This is a genomic window from Gottfriedia acidiceleris, assembly GCF_050457485.1.
Lineage (GTDB): Bacteria > Bacillota > Bacilli > Bacillales > Bacillaceae_G > Gottfriedia > Gottfriedia acidiceleris_D.
On sequence record NZ_JBCMJM010000006.1, the window covers coordinates 181,823 to 201,542 of the forward strand.

Sequence of the window (19,720 nt, forward strand, 5' to 3'; positions counted from 1 at the left end):
ATGATTTGCTTATTGTGATTTATTAAAACTCATTGTAATATCTTCACATAACAATAGTCAACACGTTGTTCAGTTATTTTATTAAAAGAATTAGGAGGTTATTGAAATGAACTTATTTAAACAAAAACAAGCTATATTAGCTCCTATACTAGTACTAGTTGTTGCGATTATATTCAGTCTAACATTAGCATCATCCGTTAATCCTACACCTAAAAATCTTCCAATCGCGATCGTAAACGAAGATCAAGGAATTCAAGTACCATCAAAAGGTAATGTTAATATAGGAGATATGATGGTTGCAAAAATAAATGCACTATCTAAAACGAAAAATGGTGAAAAACCAGCGATTAAGTGGATTCAAGTATCAAGTGAAGAAAAAGTACGTAAAGGTCTAAATGACCAAAAATACTATGCTGCCCTTATTCTTCCAAATGATTTAAGTAAAAATCAGGCATCATTAAAAACAGCGAATCCTTCACCTATTACAATTAAAATTTTAGTTAATCAAGGTAAAAATGCAAATGGATCAACGATGGCTAGTCAAATGTTGACTCATTTAGTAGAAAATCTTAACTTAAATATTCATACTGAAATTTTTAATGAATTAAAAAAAAGCGTGAGCCAAGTTTCAGTAAATCAAGCTGAAGTATTAGCAAATCCAATCATAACGAAGGTTGAAAATGTAAATGCTATTGGAACACATACAGCAAATGGAAATGCACCAGTAAGTTTAATCACACCACTTTGGATGTCTAGTTTAATTGGTGCCGTTATTGTCTTTTTAGCGAAAAAGAAAACAGAAACAACAAATTCAATCAGTAAATTAAAAGTTATTTTTGAACAATTACTATTAGGAGTAGTCCTATCCTTCCTAATCGGTTTCAGTATAACTTTAATGGCAAAGTGGATTGGCTTCACACTTCCAAACTTCTTGGACGTTGCACTATATTTAACGATTGCTTATTTCTGTTTCCATATCCTAATTTCTGCTGTCATGTCTTGGATCGGCTTTGGTGGCGTAGGAATCTTTGCCCTAATCTTTTTCTTCTCGGGTTCTTTAATCGGAATGCCAAAAGAGCTTTTACCAACTTTTTCAAAAGACTGGATTTACTCATGGGTCCCAATGCGATTTGGTGCTGACGGATTAAGAGAAATTTTCTATTTTGATAAAGGATTATCGATGAGTCATCCAATGAGTATTATTATTTGGATTGGTGTAATCTCCGTTGTTCTTTTATCATTATCTGCATTTAGGCCAAAAAAAGAAAAAGTAAATCAAACGTTAAATATTTAATTAAATTAGCAAAAGGACCAAACAAAATTTGGTCCTTTTTTTATTATGTTAAGTATCAAATAATTTCCCGTTCAACGCTTCAATATATCTATTAGCTGAATTATAGACAACGAGCTTTGCATTTTCTTTTACAATCCCATGAAATGCATTATATATTCTATCAAATGTTAACTTCTCTACTGCTAACGATATCTCTTTTACTTTTTTTGCTGGTAATGGAATTAAATTAGGATAACTGTACATAAAACTTACCCATTTTTGATCTGCAACTACTTGAATAATATCTCCTGTTAACAGTATTCCTTTTTGCTCATTTCCAGCTTTCCATTCTAATACTGCTCCACCTTTAAAGTGCCCGCCTAATCGATGAATTTGAATTCCTTTGTTAAGCTCTAACGATTCGCCAGACCAAAAAATAATTTTATCACTTTTACTCGTGACCCACTCTTGATCATCTTCATGTATGTATACAGGTACATCAAATCTTTCAGCCCATTCAATTTGACTAGAGTAATAGTGTGGATGTGATAGAGCAATCGCATTGATTCCTCCTAACCTCCTAATTTCTTCAATCGTCTTCTCATCTAGATAAGTGACACAATCCCATAAAACATTAAACCCTTTATTCTTAATGAGATATGCAGTTTGACCAATCCCAAACTTAGGGCTCGTTACAATACTATATAAATTTTCTTCTTCAAAGCGAATATTATTTTGATAGTTCTGTTCTTTCATTGATTGTAATGTTGTCCAACTTTGACCACTTGGATTAATGTATTGTCTTTCATCAGAACAAATTATGCAGTACTCAGGAGGATCAATCGACTTGTTATACTCAACGCCACAAGTCGTACAAATAAATTTGAACATTTACTTATTCATCTCACTTTCCCTCTAATTTAATCTGACCCATTTCAAATGGATTTCAAGGTAAAAATTCCCAATACAAATAGGCACATTTAAGTATAGTAAATCAAAAACTGATTTATTACACTTGAATGCGCCTAAACGGTTTATGTTCTATTATTTAATTTTTACTACTTTACCTTTTGTCATTTCAATTAATTCATTTGGTGTTAACTGAAAAATTGCTTTTGGATGACCCGCAGCAGCCCATACTTCTTTATACTGTAATAGATCCTCATCAATAAATGTCATTACTTGGTTTTTATGACCGATTGGTGATACCCCTCCAATTACAAATCCTGTTTGTTCACGTACGAAATCAGCATCTGCTTTGCCTAGTTTATCATTTAGTATTTTCTCGATTTGTTTCTCATTTACACGGTTTATTCCACTTGCTACGATTAGAACAGGACTATTTGAGCTTTCTAATTTAAATATAATAGACTTTGCAATTTGAGCCACTTCACAATTTAATGCATCAGCTGCTTCCTTAGCAGTTCTTGCACTATTTGGTAGTTCAATCACTTTATTTGTATAACCTAACTCAAAAATTAAATCTTGTACTATTTTTGCACTTTCTTTTAATGCTTCCATTAACATCACTTCCCTAAAAAATTGATTTTTTATTTATTCAATAATAAAGTGTACAGTCCTGCTTTTTTCATATAAATAAACTACTTCCACCAAATTGAATTAGGATATTCACCAGTACTTATATTAATTGTTTCTCCAATTTTAGGTGTGGCATACTTTACCCCATTTTCTTTAGCAGCCTTCACAGCTCGTTCAATTGGGTCATTCCAGTCATGGAATGCTAATGTAAAAGCACCAAAATGAATTGGAACAAGAACTTCACCTTTTACATCAATAAAAGCCTGAACTGTTTCTTCTGGCAGCATATGGATTGCAGACCATCGTTTATCATATTGACCACATTCCATAAACGCAAGATCAAACGGTCCATATTTTTCCCCTATTTCCTTAAAATGAGGTGCATAACCGCTATCTCCACTAAAGTAAATTTTCGTTTTCTCACCAATGATGACCCATGAACACCATAATGTACTGTTACGATCAGTTAAGTTTCTCCCTGAAAAATGCCTTGCTGGTGTACAAGCTAATGTTAATTGATCAAATTTAAATTCATCCCACCAGTTATGTTCAGAAATACTCTCTTTCGGTACTCCCCAACTCACCAAGTGACTCTCTACACCAAGAGGAACAATAAATCGATTAACTTTTTGTTTGATTTTTTTTATAGTACCGTAATCTAAATGGTCATAATGATCATGCGATAATATGACCGCATCTATTTTTGGTAATTCATTGATCTCAATTGGTAAACCGCCACTATATCTTTTACCACCAAATTGCGGAAACGGGGTTGGTGCGTTCCCAAACATTGGATCAATTAAAATATTTTTTCCATCGATTTGAATTAATAAAGCTGAATGTCCAAACCAAGTAATTTTTGTGTCGTTATAATTAGAATGCAATAATGAAACATCGATTTTCTCCATTGGGATCCCATCTTTAGGCGTACGATTCGGATTTTTCTTAACAAAGTCTCTAAACATAGAAATATTTGTTTTGAAATCCATACTCATACCCGTAGGGACTTGGTTTATAAACTTACCATTTTTATAATGATCCAAAGCATAAAATGACTCCATTTTATCCTTTGAATATTTCTTCCCAAAATGAGGATATGTATTTAAAAACATTGTTATTATGATAACAAGCAATACTAAAATTAGTAAAAATAACATTTAATTTCTACCTCCAAATTAACTTTTACTAAATTTTACACTACCACAAATTTAGAAGATTAAACAAATATTCAGATTGCTTTTTCACATAAAAAAATACTTTCTCTTGATAAAAAATAAAAAAAAGAGAGGTAAAATCCCCCTCTCCTTAACTAGTTTCTTCTATTATATTTACACTTAGTTTATAGTTCTTAATAAATTAGCCATCTCAATTGCCGAAATACCAGCATCCCAGCCTTTATTACCAGCTTTCGTGCCCGCTCTTTCAATTGCTTGTTCAATATTTTCTGTCGTTAATACACCAAAAATAACCGGAATACCAGTTTGTAGAGTAATAGCAGCAACTCCTTTGGCTACTTCGTTACATACGTAATCATAATGAGTAGTTGCCCCACGAATAACTGTTCCTAGCGTAATGATCGCATCGTATTTTTTTGTATCTGCTAGTTTTTTTGCAACTAATGGAATTTCAAATGCACCTGGTACCCAAATAACATCGACGTCTGATTCTTCTACACCATGACGATATAGAGCATCTTCTGCCCCACCAAGTAGTTTTGATGTAATAAATTCATTAAAACGTCCTACGATTACAGCAACTTTAAGTCCAGATCCTACTAAATTCCCTTCAAATTTCATCTTAATCTCTCCCATTTTTAATAGTGTAATAAATGTCCCATTTTTTCGATTTTAGTAATTAAATATTTTGCGTTTTCTCTTTTCATTTCAGTTTGAATTGGCACTCGATTATTTATCTGTATTCCGTGAGATTTTAGCGCATCTATTTTAACTGGATTATTAGTTACTAAATCTATACTCACAATACCTAAATCTTTAATAATTTGTGCACTAATCGCATAATCTCTTAAATCTGAATCAAATCCTAAGTTTAGATTTGCTTCAACAGTATCAAAGCCTTCTTCCTGTAACTTATATGCTCGTAACTTATTAAGTAAACCAATCCCTCTACCTTCTTGTCGCATATAAACAATTACACCTTTTCCAGCTTCTTCAATCATTGATAGTGTTGATTGCAACTGAGGTCCACAATCACAACGACATGAGCCAAATACATCACCTGTTAAACATTCCGAATGAATACGTACAAGCACTGGTTCACCATCGTTAACCTTACCTTTTACAATCGCAATATGCTCTTTACCATCTATTTCATTTGTATAGCCAATCATCTTAAAATCACCAAAATCAGTTGGTAATTTAATTTCAACTTCTCTTTGAACAAGTTGTTCAGTTTTACGTCTATAATGAACTAAATCTTTAATTGTTATCATTTTTAAATCAAACTTGTCTGCAATATGAATTAAATCCGGTACTCTTGCCATTGTTCCGTCGTCATTCATAATTTCACAAATGACACCAACTTCTTTCGATCCAGCCATTCGAGCTAAATCTACTGCCGCTTCAGTATGTCCAGGTCTCTCGATAACACCACCGTTTTTAGCGACTAGAGGAAACATATGCCCAGGTCTTCTAAAATCGGCTCCAGTTGATTCATCATTTAACATTTGTAAAACTGTATGTGAACGTTCAAATGCCGAGATACCAGTAGTAGAATCGATATGATCAATACTTACAGTAAAGGCAGTTCCATGAGAATCTGTATTGTTTGTTACCATTTCATATAAATCCAGTTTTTTGGCGATCTCTTCAGAAACAGGTGCACATATTAAACCGCGACCATGTGTTGCCATAAAATTTATATTTTCAGGAGTTGCAAATTCTCCGATGACAACAAAATCTCCTTCATTCTCTCTATCTTCATCATCACAAACAATAATAATTTTCCCATTTTTTAAGTCTTCAATTGCTTCTTCTATTTTAGAGAACATGAGCTTACTCCTTTATATATAGCCATTTTGAGATAAAAATGAAGTTGTTATTGCAGAACTCTTTTTCGTCTCATTCATACCAAGCATTTTTTCAACATACTTACCTAATAAATCAAACTCAATATTAACGACATCTCCAACTTTTTTACTGCCTAAGATCGTATGTGAGCGGGTATGAGGAATTAAAGAGATTGTTACAATATCAGTTTCAACTTCAAATATTGTTAAACTTGTACCATCAATCGTTATACTGCCTTTTTGTAAGCAATATTTAGCAAACTGACTTGGAATATTAATTTTATACATTACTGCGTTTTCCATTGCTTTTACAGATACAATTTTACCTGTACCATCAATATGGCCCGATACAATATGACCACCAAACCGTCCAGTTGCAGCCATTGCCCGCTCTAAATTTACTTTTTGGCTTGAAACCAAAGTACTTAGATTGGATGCTTGAAATGTTTCAGGCATGACATCAACAGAAAATTCATTTTTAGTAAAATCCGTAACGGTTAAACACACTCCATTTACAGAGATACTATCTCCTAAATGAACATCCTCTAAAATGATTGATGCGCCAATTGTTAGCAATAAAGTATTACCTTTTTTTACAATATTTTTTACTGTTCCTATTTCCTCAACGATTCCAGTAAACAAGTTTTTTCACCTCATTTCGAAAAAGCAAATTACACTCTAGCCCGATAAATGACTTTGTAAGATCCATCTCTAATTTCATAAATAGTTGATCCACCTTATCACACCTTCTAATTCAAATTAATTTGAAAAAGTGAAAAGCCCCTTAGAAAACTCCTAAGGGGCAATAGATGTTTAAGAAAGGAAGCATACTTAAATAAACGCTAGTACAATAAGAGTCTATTTAAAGACAGTACTATAACGCGTCTATTATTGTGCAAACAAAATATGCACAACGAACTAAGCCTATACGGATAGTATTTTTGAAAAAACAAATAACCATACCATATATGCACTCCATCCTTCTCCCATCCAGACTATACTGTCGGCTCTAGATTCTAACTAGATCAGCAACATATAAAAAATCTATATGAAGCTCACGGGCTTAGTATAAAAATATACAACACCGCCGGTTGGGAATTTCACCCGACCCCGAAGGACACTAATTATCAAATTTGGTTTCATTATAACTAGCAATTATTTGATTGTAAAGTTTTTAAGTTTCTATTTTCCTTTAAACCGAACTGATCGAAAAGCAAACCAAAGTAAAAAAACCTTATAAAATATGGAAACTTCCACACACTATTAAGATAAAAAATTTATTCACCATGCTTTATATATTTTTTTACAACTAATACAAAAGTGTATAAATATTAACATTAAAGTAATTACAGAAAAATTAGTTTCTATGGAGATTAAGACTTAAAAATTCCAGATTTGCATAAATTTAAAGTAATTAAAATTCAATTGAATTCGTTCTTTCGTTTGTATAAAATCAGATTTTTCATTTTATCATTATATTATTTATTTACACCAAAGAATAATAAACTCATCTTATCATTGCTCCTATAATCATTGAGAATATCAATTATTAAAGCGTTTCTCTTTATATCCGAAATAGAATTATGTAAACCTGATAACTACAATTGAATATATAATTCTAAAATAACAAAAAAACCTTCATCCGCTCTAAAAAGAATCTAAATAAACAGCTTCAATTTATACCAAACTGAAAAAAAGGTATGAAATTATATTAAATATACTTTTAGAAAAAATAATAATAAATATACAGTATGGGTAATTATTATAAAAAAGTTAGTTTCAAAAAAAGAAACTTCTTTTAAGAGAAGTTTCCTTTCTAACCCATTATTCATTTCCAACTTGTAGAATTTTTTCATGTTGTTTTGAATCTCTTTTTTGTAGCAAAATAAAATACACTGAAACTAATACAATCAATATTAAAATGACCGGTGAAGAAAATAAAAGTATTCCTAAAAAGCAAATTGCTAGAATACATGAACCAATTTTAAAAAATATAGAATCAAATAAGCGCAAACATGCCAATACTCCTAATAAAGCGTTGCATAGGAAGAATGCATTTGCAATTGCTACAAGTGTTTGGATGCTTAGGAAGTCATTAAAATAAAGAATAAATACAATTATGTGAATGCAAAACAAACTAAATAACGATCGAGTTGCCACATTATTTTTATTTTTAAAAGAAAGCCACGAAGGTAATAAACCGTTTTTGGCTTGATCGGCAATTAGCCGTGAAACTGCTCCTATTACTAGGAGAACCGTACTAATACAAAGAGCAATTGTAATTGATGAAATAATTGGAGTTGACCAACTTCCAAATAAACTCTGAAGTAACGGTGCTAATGATTGATCCATCATATCTCCATTTTTAGAATGAATCCACTGGAAAGCAAATGCAACTGTTATACTTACTATTGCTATAATCGAGAAACTTAAGACTACTGCTCTAGGAATTGTTCGTTCTGGAGTTTTTACTTCTAAAGAATAGCTACCGATGACCTCCCACCCGATTAAAGCCCAAAATAATAAAAGTAAACTTTCTCCAAAATCAGAAACAGTAATTGGATTCGATATAGTAAAACTCCCATCAACTGTAATTAATGTATGAATACTGCCAACTATAAGTGTCACTACAATGAAACTAGACATAAAAAAGGCAAATTTTCCAACATCGGCAATGCTTCTAGTTAAAATGATATATACAAAACAGAGTATTCCTAAAGCTAGCCACTTTTCATTGAAGAAACTTTGATTCGTCAGTAGTTGTAAATAATGCCCTGCCGTTCCTGTAACTGCAATTGGTCCAAAACAAACTGCAAGTAAAAAGAAAATAGCTGAAAGATTTTTTATTTGTGTGCCAAATGCACGTTCAACTGCCAATGGTACTCCGGAATCTCCTGGTATCAACAGACTTAGTTTACCAAACATGAGTGCAAATATTAAACTTAAACCAAGCATAAGAATCCAAGCAAAAATTGCATAATTACCTGCAGTTTCATACACTGCAGGTGGTAAAATAATAATTCCCGAACCTAAAATAGGTCCAATCATTAACCCGCTGAGCAAGAGAAAACCAATTTTTCGATTCCCCATTCATATCCCTCCAATAGTTATTGAAACAAATTGTAATCTCGTATAATTTAATTATATGAACCGAACTATCATCGGTAAAATGAATAGTTGTGATATAAACCATCGGAAAATCCGATACTTAGGAGGCTATTATGGAAATCCGTCATTTAATTACGTTTAAGTCAATTGTGGATATGGGCGGGTTCTCTAGAGCTGCTGTCCATCTCGGATATGCACAATCTACAGTAACTGCACATATACAAGCACTTGAGCAAGAATTAGGAGTACCTTTATTTGACCGTTTAGGTAAAAAGGTTCATCTGACTGAGGTCGGTGAGAACTTTTTAATTCACGCTATCGAAATGATTCAGCTCTATACAAAAGCAAAAGATGTATTCCAAATGGAAAATGAAGAGGTATCTACGTTAAAGATTGGAGCTCCTGAATCTTTAACGATTTATCGTCTCCCACAAATTATCCAAGCCTTTCGATCACAAAATCCGAAAGTAAATATTATGATGAAATCTGGTTCTTGTTGGGAATTACAAGATGAATTACGTCGAGGTGATCTGGATATTGGCTTTTTCCTACAGGCTCCATTAACCGATTCGGATTTGTATACGGAAACACTAATTGAAGAACCACTTGTCATTTTGCTACCTCCAACTTCTGATACTAGAACACTTTCATCGTTTACACTAAATGCGAATGAAAATATAATTCTCACAGAACAAGGTAGTTATCGTGATTATTTTGAAGCATTTCTAAGAAGTAAAGGAATCGCAACTGAGTCTGGAATGGAGTTTTGGAGTGTTGAGGCAATTAAACAATGTGTTATGTGTGGACTTGGTGTATCCATACTTCCACTCGTGGCAGTTCAAAATGAAATGCAGCAACAAAAACTAAAAGTCATAAATTGGGATACAAATTTAGGAAGTGTATCTACGATCATGTCTTGGCATAAAAACAGATGGCAATCTCGTGCTGCTAGAAATTTTATGGAAGTTGTTAGAGAACAGTCACCTTTATGGAATCAGTCTATAAAGAGCTAGTTTCTAATTAGTTTTTACTTTGGAGTTATAGTGGAATACACTCCCCCATACAACGACACGAAAAAAAGCTAGTCCTGACTAGCTTTTTTATTATACCTATACCGTCTGCCGCTCAATTAATTTAATCGCTATCTCCTCTTGATTAATTACAGAATTAATCGCTTGTATAAAAAGTTTCTTCCCTATTTCTTGTAATGGAATTTCGACTGTTGTTAACTTCATTACTTTTGCAATTGGTTGATTATCGAACCCAATTATCGCTAGATCATGAGGAATAGCTATTCCACGATCATTACAGCAATTCTGCACACCCGCTGCCACTTGGTCACTTGTTACTAACAACGCTGTTGGTCTCTCTTTTAAATTTAATAAAGACTGGACGATTCTTTCACCATCTTCAAAATAGTAACAATTATCGAATACAAAATCGTTATTTAGTGATTCATTATATTTACTATGAAAATCAATATAGGCAGATTCTCTTTGTTTACTATTCTTACCTGTTCTACGACCAATACTATAACCGATTTTCCGATGTCCTTTTTGATATAAATATTCTAATGCAATCATGAAACAATTGTATTGATCGATAAATGTTGAGGAAACCCCTGTATTTCTCGTATCTTCAAATAATACTATTTGTCCATATTGCTTATAATTCTCGATCATTTCAATCGAACAAATTCTAGAACAAATAATGAGTGAATCTATTTGTTTATGCTGCAGCATCTTTAAAGCCTCAATTTCTCTCTTCTCCTCATAATTTGATTGAAATAGTACTAATTTATAATTATTTTTTATCGCTTCATTAGCAATTCCATCTATTAGCAATCCAAAGTACGGATGTTGTGAAAAAGGAATAACCACTCCAATTAGATTCGTTTTTCCTTTGCTTAAATTTACTGCATTTTGATTTCGTTGATAATTGGTTTGCTCAATTGCATTTAAAACTGCTTTTCTTTTTTCCTCACTAACATATGGTTCATCATTTAAAACTCGTGAGACTGTTGTAACTGAAACCCCGGCAATCCTCGCAATTTCTTTAATATTAGACATTTTCTCACCTTTTCTAAACTTTTTCTTGCTCTGAAACTAGTTCCATACTTTACTCTGTTCTCATAATAAAAAGGAGGTACGAATATGCAAATACTTTTTGGTTTACTTTGTTTACTATTTATGTGTAGTTCAATTTTATTTTTGGCTTCAATTGCTATCATACAACAAGAAAAGAAACGAGTTAAGTAATGCAGGCAAAACTTAAAACAATTGCTCCAACAATTTTCCTCACTGTCCTATATTACATAATCCTTTAAAAAAGCTCCTATTTTCCATGAATACTCTAACTTTACTATGTAAATAATAATATGGGTTAGTAATTAAAGGAGGTATTATGATGGATACTGAAAGAGCATTAGAAATAGTAGCAGCACCTGGTATGATTAATGTAACTTGCGATGGAGTACCTGTTTATATTCAGCATGTTAATAAAAATGAGGGTACAGCAAGAATTTATCCTCTTGATCAACCACAAAATGATAAAGAAGTATCATTAAGTCACTTAAAAGAACATTAAATGATAAAAAAGACCCAAAAATAAACCTCTATTAAGGAGGTTTATTTCATTTTTGAAGAAAAAACACAAAAATTTAATTATTTAGTCTGATTACAATTGCAACCTTAAGAAATATAAAGTTTCTAGAGATTCGGTGTTACTTATGGCACAAATGCTATTTAGTTCATTTTAACCGAACAACTAGGCACTCAGTAATATGTCGAATTTACTACATATTTTTAAAAAAATTGAAAAAAAAGTCGAAAAATTCTTTGAATATTTTTATAAGTGTGATATTATAAAAATCACTTAAGCGAGACAATTTGTAATATTACTTCGGAGCTAATTGTCAGAATTTTCTATTTTTTAAGGTAAAATTAGAAAATAATAAACTTTCTAAATAGAAAATTAAAAAACTACTAAAAATAGGATTAGAGGAGGCTCATATGAATTTATTTCGAAAAAAATCAGTTACAAGCAGTTCGCCTAGTTCACTTAAACAAGTTCTAGGAGCGTTTGATCTTACAATGTTAGGTATCGGTGCCATCATCGGTACAGGTATATTCGTTTTAACTGGTGTAGCAGCTGCTGATTACGCTGGTCCAGCACTTATTCTTTCATTTATTATCGCAGGTTTAGCTTGTACATTCGCTGCACTTTGTTACTCTGAATTTGCATCTATGATTCCAGAGGCTGGTAGTGCTTACACTTATAGTTATGTTGCTTTTGGTGAAGTCATCGCTTGGATATTAGGTTGGGATATGGTACTAGAGTATGGACTTGCATCTTCAGCAGTAGCAAGTGGATGGTCTGGATATTTCCAAAGTTTATTACATGGTTTTGGATTAAACCTTCCAACAGCTTTAACAAGTGCATTTGATCCATCTAAACATACCTTTATTGATTTACCGGCAGTAATCATTGTTTTACTAGTAACGTTCATTCTTACTAGGGGTGTTAGAGAATCAGCAAAACTTAACACGATCATGGTAATTGTAAAATTAGCAGTAGTAGCACTTTTCATCGTAGTTGGTGTTTGGTACGTTCAACCGCATAACTGGACTCCATTTATGCCAATGGGATTCCATGGTGTAACAGCTGGTGCTGCAGTAGTAGTATTTGCTTACTTTGGATTTGACGCAGTATCAACTGCAGCTGAGGAAGTAAAAAACCCTCAACGTAACTTACCAATTGGTATTATCACGGCTTTAACAATTTGTACAATCTTATATATTGTCGTTTCATTAATTCTTACTGGTATCGTTCCATTTGATCAATTAGGTGTTAAAGACCCTGTTGCTTTTGCACTTGCATTTATTCATCAAGATTGGGCTGCTGGCTTCATTTCACTTGGCGCAATCATCGGTATTACAACTGTATTAATCGTAATGATGTTTGGACAAACTCGTCTATTCTATGCAATAAGTAAAGACGGATTATTACCAGGTAAATTATCAAAAGTTAATAAGAAAACGGCAGTTCCTGTAACAAGCACTTGGGTAACTGGTGGATTAGTTGCTTTATTCGCTGGCTTAATTCCATTAAACAAATTAGCTGAATTAACAAATATCGGTACTCTATTCGCTTTCTCTGCTGTTTCTCTTGGTGTTCTAGTATTAAGAAAAACTCGTCCAGACTTAAAGCGTGGATTCAAAACTCCTTGGGTACCTGTAGTACCAGTATTAGCTGTTGTATTCTGTGTATATTTAATGCTACAACTTTCATCATTTACTTGGAAAGGTTTCGCAGTTTGGTTAGTAATCGGTTTAGTAATTTATATAACATACGGATATAAAAATTCTAAACTAAACAGTAAAAATAAGTTTGATAAGGATTCAAATCAAACTGCATAAGTAAAAAAATCCCACTATAGGTTACTATAGTGGGATTTTTTTGTTAGTTACATATTTTCCTCAACAATCTAGAATAATTATAAATATCCACGACAACAAACTTTACAAAAACAGATTTGCTTTATGATATGATACGACTTAAGAAATTTTAATTTCGAATGAACAGGAGCTGTTAAAATGTTCCCATTAAAAAATTACTATGAATCATTTATTAAAAAAGATCTTATTGGAGTGAAAAGAGATATCGCATTAAAACGACTAAGTAATTTACTTGCTTGTCAAAAGATTAGTAAAGATACGAAGGAAGTTGTACATATTCGTTATTTTACTTGTACCGAAACACTTCAGCCTACTGACACTTATTTAGGTACAATTGCTGTGAAGTTTCAAAATGGTTATGTGGTTGAAACAGCAATTTCACTTCCTAAGGAAAAATAATACATTTTTTAAAACTTACGTCTAGGTATAAGCCTAATTACATTATAGACTAGTTTCATAGTTGGTAAAAAAACATACGATACATTATCCACCTCTCCTAATTGTAATTTTCAATTAGTTACATGACCCTAAGGGAGTTTTCCCTTAAATATCGTATGAAGGAGGTCACATATATGAGTACTGGACATCACGGACACCATCTTAACGGTTTTGCTTTAATCGTTGTTCTATTTATCTTATTAATCATTGTTGGAGCAGCTTGCTGGTCTGGATATGACGGATATGGATATGGACACCACTGGTAATCATTAAAAACTATAAAACTCCTGTTAAATTTTAACAGGAGTTTTTTTATAATATATTAAGAAGCTTGTGCTTGCTTAGAATGAGTGGTATTGATATGTATTGAACTTTTTAGGACGAACAGTTTTTCTATTCCAAGGTAACGATCTAAACTTAATACATAAACTCGATTTAAAGAAAGTAAAATTCCAAAAGAGCTTGTATATAAGGTTAAACTTATTAAGTTCATATTACCAGAAAGAATGAAATTAATATGCATAAATAGACAAAATAAAACAGAAGGAAGAATGAATAAGCCCATTATTAATAAAATGCCAATTAAAATTTGAACTACAGGAATTGTATAATTAAAAAATAAGTAATGCTTCATTGCAAAATGTTGAATGAAATATTTATAAAACTCAGGGACATTTGGCTTTTCAATGGCCAATATAAAATAGTTTTTAATAAAAACTCCAGGTTCACTATACCAACGCTTCTCAGTAATTTTCGTGACCCCAGCAAATAACCAACCAACTCCAAATAGAATTCGCATTAAAGTAAATAAACTTTGAAAAGCATTATTTTTAAGTTGCTGAATGAATAATTCCATTTATATAAGTTCTCCAATTCTTAATAGTAAGAAAGTCTAAATTCTCACTAACATCATGTGTTGTTTTTTTAAAATTGATACTTAATTCTCAAAGTTGATTATCCTCGATAAATTCTCCCTCCTTTACAGTTAATTGAAAATAGTTATCATTATCAGTTACAACTATAATCCTATCAGTAGTGATAACCATTTTCAATGGAAATATTTGTATATAATTCTTCTTTGCTTGACTCTTCCTATTCCCTTTTTTTCACTTCTTAACTTCAGCATGTTCTCTTAAAAAAACAAAAAAGACCTTCTCTCTAATTTAAGAGCGCAAGTCTTTAAAATGTAGCATGCTTTTGAAGAGCAATTTTATATGAATATCCAATCACACTACGGTTAATAATATGTTAGGTTTCAATTATTAATGTAGAGGAGGTTATGTATGAATAAACAACGAGCTCAGGAAATTGCTTCTTCACCTGAAATGGCTAATGTGACATATAATGGAGTGCCAATTTACATTCAACATGTAGATGAATCAAATGAAACTGCTAGAATCTATCCATTAGGTCAACCAGATCGAGAGGAAGAAGTTTCAATCAATAGTTTGTCAGAACATTAATTCTTAAGTAAAAAAACAAACCTCTTTGTTTTTGAGGTTTGTTTTTTTATATTTTCTAATTTTACCAAGACAAGCTTTCAATTAAACTGCATTTAAGGCATTCCTGAATCGTATCTTTCTTCTGGAAATCGTGTACACAATTTTTTTGAATTGCATTCAGTTCAGTTTTTAACTGACTCATATTTCTTTCCAACTTCTTTATTTCTTTTATGATTTCTTCTACCCTATTCATATAAGGCTCACACCCTTATTGATAGATTTCTCCGCCTTGTTTTCTAAATTCAAGTGCTTTTTCTTTCATTCCTTCTTCAATGATTGAATCATTCTGAAGTTCTTCTTGTTTTACTAAATCTCGAATATCTTGTGAGATTCTCATACTACAGAATTTTGGACCACACATCGAACAAAAATGCGCTGTTTTAGCTCCTTCAGCAGGTAATGTTTCGTCGTGATATTCAATTGCTCTTTCAGGATCAAGGGAAAGATTAAACTGATCACGCCATCTAAATTCAAATCTTGCTTTTGAAAGTGCATCATCTCTTTTTTGTGCACCAGGGTGTCCTTTTGCTAAGTCAGCTGCATGCGCTGCTATTTTGTATGTAATAACACCCACTCTTACATCTTCTTTATTTGGAAGTCCTAAATGCTCTTTCGGAGTTACATAACAAAGCATTGCAGTACCAAACCAACCAATCATTGCTGCACCGATCGCTGATGTAATGTGATCGTAGCCAGGCGCAATATCAGTCGTTAACGGTCCTAATGTATAAAATGGTGCTTCCTGACAAATTTCTAATTGTTTATCCATATTTTCTTTAATTAAGTGCATCGGAACATGTCCCGGTCCTTCAATCATAACTTGAACATCGTGTTTCCATGCAATCTTCGTTAGCTCGCCTAGTGTTTCTAACTCAGAAAACTGTGCTTCGTCATTTGCATCGGCGATTGAGCCTGGTCGTAATCCATCTCCTAAAGAGAATGTTACGTCATAACGCTTCATAATTTCACAAATTTCTTCAAAATGAGTATATAAAAAATTCTCTTTATGGTGAGCTAAACACCACTGAGCCAAAATAGACCCACCACGAGATACAATTCCTGTCACTCGTTTTGCTGTTAATGGGATATAGCGTAATAATACACCCGCGTGAATTGTAAAATAGTCTACCCCTTGTTCAGCTTGCTCGATTAGAGTATCTCTAAATACTTCCCAGCTTAAATCTTCAGCGATTCCATTAACCTTTTCAAGCGCCTGATAAATCGGAACTGTCCCTACTGGTACTGGAGAGTTTCGGATAATCCATTCACGTGTTGTATGAATATTCTTACCAGTAGAAAGATCCATCATCGTATCTGCTCCCCAACGAGTAGCCCATGTCATTTTTTCTACTTCTTCTTCAATTGAGGACGTGACGGCTGAATTACCTATATTGGCGTTTATTTTCACATGAAAATTACGACCGATAATCATTGGCTCACTTTCAGGGTGATTAATATTCGAGGGAATGACAGCCCTTCCTTTTGCAACTTCATCACGAACAAATTCAGCTGAAACATTCTCTCGAATCGCAATAAATTCCATTTCAGGTGTAATAATCCCTTTACGAGCATAATGCATTTGAGTAATATTTCCATGATCCTTTGCACGTAACGGTTTTCTTTTTAACCCTTTAAATACTTCAACATTATGTTGATCTGACTCTTTTCTATATCCATTATCTTCAGGCTTTATTTCACGCCCTTCATACTCTTCAACATCATTTCGTTCGATTACCCAGTTTTGTCTAATCGCCTTTAGTCCCATTCGAATATCAACTGAGCTAGATGAATCTGTGTAAGGTCCGCTAGTGTCGTATACTCTAACTGGAGCATTTTCTTCTTCGCCAAAAGCGCCAGTAGTTGGACTTAATTGAATCTCACGCATTGGCACCTTAATGTCAGGTCTAGATCCTTCAACATACACCTTCTTACTCCCTGAAAAACTAGACATGATGGAAAAATTCATTTCATTTACAGAATTGTTCATTTGATTTCATTCCCCTTTTTAATTAGTTTAAAAAGGACGAAATCCAATCCATTTAAAGCATGAAAAAAGCCGGAATCTTATTTTAAGACCCGGCTAAATGTTAGTAAAACTACATTAACAATTATGAAATCATTAATGAGAAATTTCTAACTTCCCCACGCTGGTATGAACCAGATCAGGTCCTGAGGGTTAAGAAACTTAAACGCGTTTCTCTCTCAGCCCAACTAATTGGACACCCCTAGTCAATCTATTAAATTGTTCAACCTAAATATAAACCCTCATTTTTAAAATGTAAATGCTTTTATTTCCCTAAATTTTTACAGAAATAGCCAATTTAAAAAAATTTAAGCTTTTTTATACTCGCAAAAATACTTGATATCATTATGCTTCAAGCCCAATTTCTGGTAAAAAAATAGATTAGTAAAAAATATTTAGTATTGAATATTATTTTTTATATGCTATGCTAAGATTAATTTTCATACATATTCATCACTAGGGGATCCCTTGATAAGGGCTGAGAATAAAGTAGTTACTTTTAAACCCTCAAAACCTGAACAGGCTAGTACCTGCGTAGGAAAGTGGCGCATTTTATACTTTTTTCGCGTGCAATGTAACCACTTTCTTTTTTTTAGGAAAGTGGTTTTTTTGTTGAAAAAATTTTGATAATGAAAGAGGCTGGGACATGGAACTTATTGCAATTACAGATGATCAATACTCAGTCGAAGTACTTGCTACAAAAATAATTCAAATAATCGATGCAGTTGATTATGTACATATTCGCGAAAAATCGAAAAAGGCAATCGAGCTAATATCACTCTTAAATCTACTAAAAATGAACAAAGTAGATATGAAAAAAATTGTTTTAAATGATCGATTAGATATAGCTATTTTCTCTAACCTATCAAATATTCACTTGCCAGGACATGGTCTTCCACTTGTTGATGTAAAAGAATATTTTCCTAATTTACGAGTCGGAAAATCAGTTCACACACTTACTGAAGCAATACAGGCAGAAAATGATAAAGCTGACTATATTATGTACGGTCATTGTTTTGAAACAGAGTGTAAAAATGGATTAACACCTAATGGAATTGAACTAATTCCAGAAATGAAAAAAGCGTTAACTATACCAATCTATGCGGTCGGCGGAATATTACCTGAACATATCCAAGTTCTAAAAAAGAACGATATTGATGGTATAGCTGTCATGTCTGGCATATTTTCTGCCCGAAATCCTCTAGAAGCTGCGTTGCAATATTTTGAAAGGTGTAAATTTGCTTATGAACAAGAAATTTGATGTTGTCGTAATTGGTGGTGGAATAATAGGTTGTTCCATTGCTTATTATCTAGCGAAAGAAAACATTAATGTCGCAGTTCTTGAAGGACAACAAGTTGGACAGAAAACAACTAAGGCAGCTGCCGGAATGCTTGGTGCCCATTCCGAGTGGGATCATTCCGAGTCATTTTTTACCTTTGCAAGAAACAGTCAATTAACATATTTTCACCTTCAAGAAGAATTAAAAGAATTATGTGGAATTGATATTGAACTTAAAAAAGGTGGCATTTTCAAACTAGCTTATACAGATTTAGAAAAAAAACAATTAACTCCCCTACTCACTCAAACTTCGGCACTTTGGTATAACCAGGAGGAGTTAAAAAAACAGATACCTGGCATCCATCCAAACATAAGTGGAGCAGCTTATATTGAAGACGACGTGAATGTATTGCCTGTTTCTGTCTGTAACGCGTTTTGCAAAGGTGCTCAAATTTTAGGTGCATCTATTTTTGAATATACACATGTATTTCAGATTCAAAAAAATGATTCACATTATTTAATTAAATCAACAAGTGGCGATTTTGAAGCAAAAACCATCGTGGTTGCAAGTGGCGTTTGGAGTAATTCATTGTTTGGACAGCTTGGATTACATCACGAACTTATTCCCGTTAAAGGTGAATGCATCTCGGTCAAAAGTGAAAAGGTTGCATTAAAGCATACTCTCTTCCATGAACAAAATTATATTGTTCCAAGGAATGACGGACGCCTTGTCATCGGAGCTACGATGATTGATAACGAATGGAGTGAGAACCCTAGCTTAGGGGGAATTGAGTCATTAATACAAAGCGCTAAAAAAATGCTTCCCGAAATTGAAGACATGAAAATTGATTCATTTTGGGCAGGATTACGACCGCGAACTCTCGACTATAATCCTTTTATTGGAACTCATCCAGAAGAAGATCAAATCTTATTTGCGACCGGCCATTTTCGAAATGGAATATTGCTTGCACCAGCAACTGGAAAATTAATTCGAGATTTAATCCTTAAACGGAAAGTCGATCGTAACTGGATTGAAGCATTTAAAATCAATCGTTAATTTTAACTCTCTGGAGGTG

At 32.9% G+C, this 19,720-nt stretch carries 20 protein-coding genes and 3 riboswitches; of the genes, 9 read left to right on the forward strand and 11 right to left on the reverse strand.

Annotated features, from left to right (window positions below):
• Positions 1-106 precede the first annotated feature (106 nt).
• Complete coding sequence (locus ABEY15_RS06240) at positions 107-1,294, forward strand: ABC transporter permease (protein ID WP_429889150.1); 1,188 nt, start codon at positions 107-109, stop codon at positions 1,292-1,294.
• Positions 1,295-1,342: 48 nt separating this feature from the next.
• On the opposite strand, the gene ABEY15_RS06245 is transcribed toward ABEY15_RS06240, so the two are convergent.
• The 7 genes from ABEY15_RS06245 to ABEY15_RS06275 all read right to left on the reverse strand — a co-directional run bounded on the left by ABEY15_RS06245 (position 1,343) and on the right by ABEY15_RS06275 (position 8,927).
• Positions 1,343-2,164, reverse strand: coding sequence for an MBL fold metallo-hydrolase (locus tag ABEY15_RS06245; RefSeq protein WP_429889152.1), 822 nt, complete (start codon positions 2,162-2,164; stop codon positions 1,343-1,345).
• 153 nt (positions 2,165-2,317) lie between these two features.
• Positions 2,318-2,794: a YbaK/EbsC family protein gene (locus ABEY15_RS06250; RefSeq protein ID WP_429889153.1), complete on the reverse strand. Its 477-nt coding sequence runs from the start codon at positions 2,792-2,794 to the stop codon at positions 2,318-2,320.
• Positions 2,795-2,874: 80 nt separating this feature from the next.
• Positions 2,875-3,873 carry an MBL fold metallo-hydrolase gene (locus tag ABEY15_RS06255; protein WP_429889264.1) on the reverse strand — a complete coding sequence of 333 codons (999 nt, stop codon included), beginning with the start codon at positions 3,871-3,873 and terminating at the stop codon, positions 2,875-2,877.
• A gap of 273 nt (positions 3,874-4,146) precedes the next feature.
• Positions 4,147-4,608 (reverse strand): 6,7-dimethyl-8-ribityllumazine synthase, encoded by a 462-nt coding sequence (gene ribH / locus ABEY15_RS06260; protein ID WP_429889155.1) that lies wholly within the window; start codon positions 4,606-4,608, stop codon positions 4,147-4,149.
• Positions 4,609-4,625: 17 nt separating this feature from the next.
• On the reverse strand, positions 4,626-5,819 hold the full coding sequence (locus tag ABEY15_RS06265) for a bifunctional 3,4-dihydroxy-2-butanone-4-phosphate synthase/GTP cyclohydrolase II (RefSeq protein WP_429889156.1): 1,194 nt from the start codon (positions 5,817-5,819) through the stop codon (positions 4,626-4,628).
• A gap of 12 nt (positions 5,820-5,831) precedes the next feature.
• Complete coding sequence (gene ribE / locus ABEY15_RS06270) at positions 5,832-6,479, reverse strand: riboflavin synthase (protein ID WP_429889157.1); 648 nt, start codon at positions 6,477-6,479, stop codon at positions 5,832-5,834.
• Between the two features lie 332 nt (positions 6,480-6,811).
• Positions 6,812-6,959: riboswitch (FMN riboswitch) on the reverse strand.
• A gap of 702 nt (positions 6,960-7,661) precedes the next feature.
• Positions 7,662-8,927, reverse strand: coding sequence for an APC family permease (locus ABEY15_RS06275; RefSeq protein WP_429889158.1), 1,266 nt, complete (start codon positions 8,925-8,927; stop codon positions 7,662-7,664).
• Positions 8,928-9,058: 131 nt separating this feature from the next.
• Between ABEY15_RS06275 and ABEY15_RS06280 the strand changes: the two genes are divergently transcribed.
• On the forward strand, positions 9,059-9,958 hold the full coding sequence (locus ABEY15_RS06280) for a LysR family transcriptional regulator (protein WP_429889159.1): 900 nt from the start codon (positions 9,059-9,061) through the stop codon (positions 9,956-9,958).
• Positions 9,959-10,054: 96 nt separating this feature from the next.
• Here the strand turns inward: ABEY15_RS06280 and ABEY15_RS06285 are convergent, their stop codons facing one another.
• On the reverse strand, positions 10,055-11,014 hold the full coding sequence (locus tag ABEY15_RS06285) for a LacI family DNA-binding transcriptional regulator (RefSeq protein ID WP_429889161.1): 960 nt from the start codon (positions 11,012-11,014) through the stop codon (positions 10,055-10,057).
• A 337-nt stretch (positions 11,015-11,351) separates the two neighbouring features.
• On the opposite strand from ABEY15_RS06285, the gene ABEY15_RS06290 reads away from it, so the two are divergent.
• The 4 genes from ABEY15_RS06290 to ABEY15_RS06305 all read left to right on the forward strand — a co-directional run bounded on the left by ABEY15_RS06290 (position 11,352) and on the right by ABEY15_RS06305 (position 14,106).
• Positions 11,352-11,531, forward strand: a complete 180-nt coding sequence (locus ABEY15_RS06290) for an H-type small acid-soluble spore protein (RefSeq protein ID WP_056471502.1) — start codon at positions 11,352-11,354, stop codon at positions 11,529-11,531.
• Between the two features lie 425 nt (positions 11,532-11,956).
• Entirely contained in the window at positions 11,957-13,363 is a 1,407-nt protein-coding gene (locus tag ABEY15_RS06295) for an amino acid permease (RefSeq protein WP_429889163.1), read from the forward strand.
• 177 nt (positions 13,364-13,540) lie between these two features.
• Positions 13,541-13,801, forward strand: a complete 261-nt coding sequence (locus ABEY15_RS06300) for a hypothetical protein (protein WP_025672087.1) — start codon at positions 13,541-13,543, stop codon at positions 13,799-13,801.
• 173 nt (positions 13,802-13,974) lie between these two features.
• Entirely contained in the window at positions 13,975-14,106 is a 132-nt protein-coding gene (locus ABEY15_RS06305; RefSeq protein ID WP_088014171.1) for a YjcZ family sporulation protein, read from the forward strand.
• A gap of 56 nt (positions 14,107-14,162) precedes the next feature.
• Here ABEY15_RS06305 and ABEY15_RS06310 read toward each other — a convergent pair whose 3' ends face one another.
• Positions 14,163-14,696 (reverse strand): hypothetical protein, encoded by a 534-nt coding sequence (locus tag ABEY15_RS06310; protein WP_429889164.1) that lies wholly within the window; start codon positions 14,694-14,696, stop codon positions 14,163-14,165.
• A gap of 427 nt (positions 14,697-15,123) precedes the next feature.
• On the opposite strand from ABEY15_RS06310, the gene ABEY15_RS06315 reads away from it, so the two are divergent.
• A complete protein-coding gene (locus ABEY15_RS06315; RefSeq protein WP_429889165.1) occupies positions 15,124-15,303 on the forward strand; it encodes a small acid-soluble spore protein H in 180 nt (59 codons plus the stop codon).
• A gap of 61 nt (positions 15,304-15,364) precedes the next feature.
• On the opposite strand, the gene ABEY15_RS06320 is transcribed toward ABEY15_RS06315, so the two are convergent.
• On the reverse strand, positions 15,365-15,535 hold the full coding sequence (locus ABEY15_RS06320; protein ID WP_429889166.1) for a hypothetical protein: 171 nt from the start codon (positions 15,533-15,535) through the stop codon (positions 15,365-15,367).
• A gap of 15 nt (positions 15,536-15,550) precedes the next feature.
• Complete coding sequence (gene thiC / locus ABEY15_RS06325) at positions 15,551-17,329, reverse strand: phosphomethylpyrimidine synthase ThiC (RefSeq protein WP_429889168.1); 1,779 nt, start codon at positions 17,327-17,329, stop codon at positions 15,551-15,553.
• 135 nt (positions 17,330-17,464) lie between these two features.
• Positions 17,465-17,579, reverse strand: a riboswitch (TPP riboswitch).
• 234 nt (positions 17,580-17,813) lie between these two features.
• Positions 17,814-17,923, forward strand: a riboswitch (TPP riboswitch).
• An 88-nt stretch (positions 17,924-18,011) separates the two neighbouring features.
• Here thiC and ABEY15_RS06330 point away from each other — a divergent pair.
• Positions 18,012-18,626: a thiamine phosphate synthase gene (locus ABEY15_RS06330; protein ID WP_429889169.1), complete on the forward strand. Its 615-nt coding sequence runs from the start codon at positions 18,012-18,014 to the stop codon at positions 18,624-18,626.
• Positions 18,610-19,701, forward strand: a complete 1,092-nt coding sequence (gene thiO, locus ABEY15_RS06335) for a glycine oxidase ThiO (protein ID WP_429889171.1) — start codon at positions 18,610-18,612, stop codon at positions 19,699-19,701. The genes ABEY15_RS06330 and thiO overlap by 17 nt, the downstream gene beginning before the upstream one ends.
• The last annotated feature ends 19 nt before the right edge of the window (positions 19,702-19,720 follow it).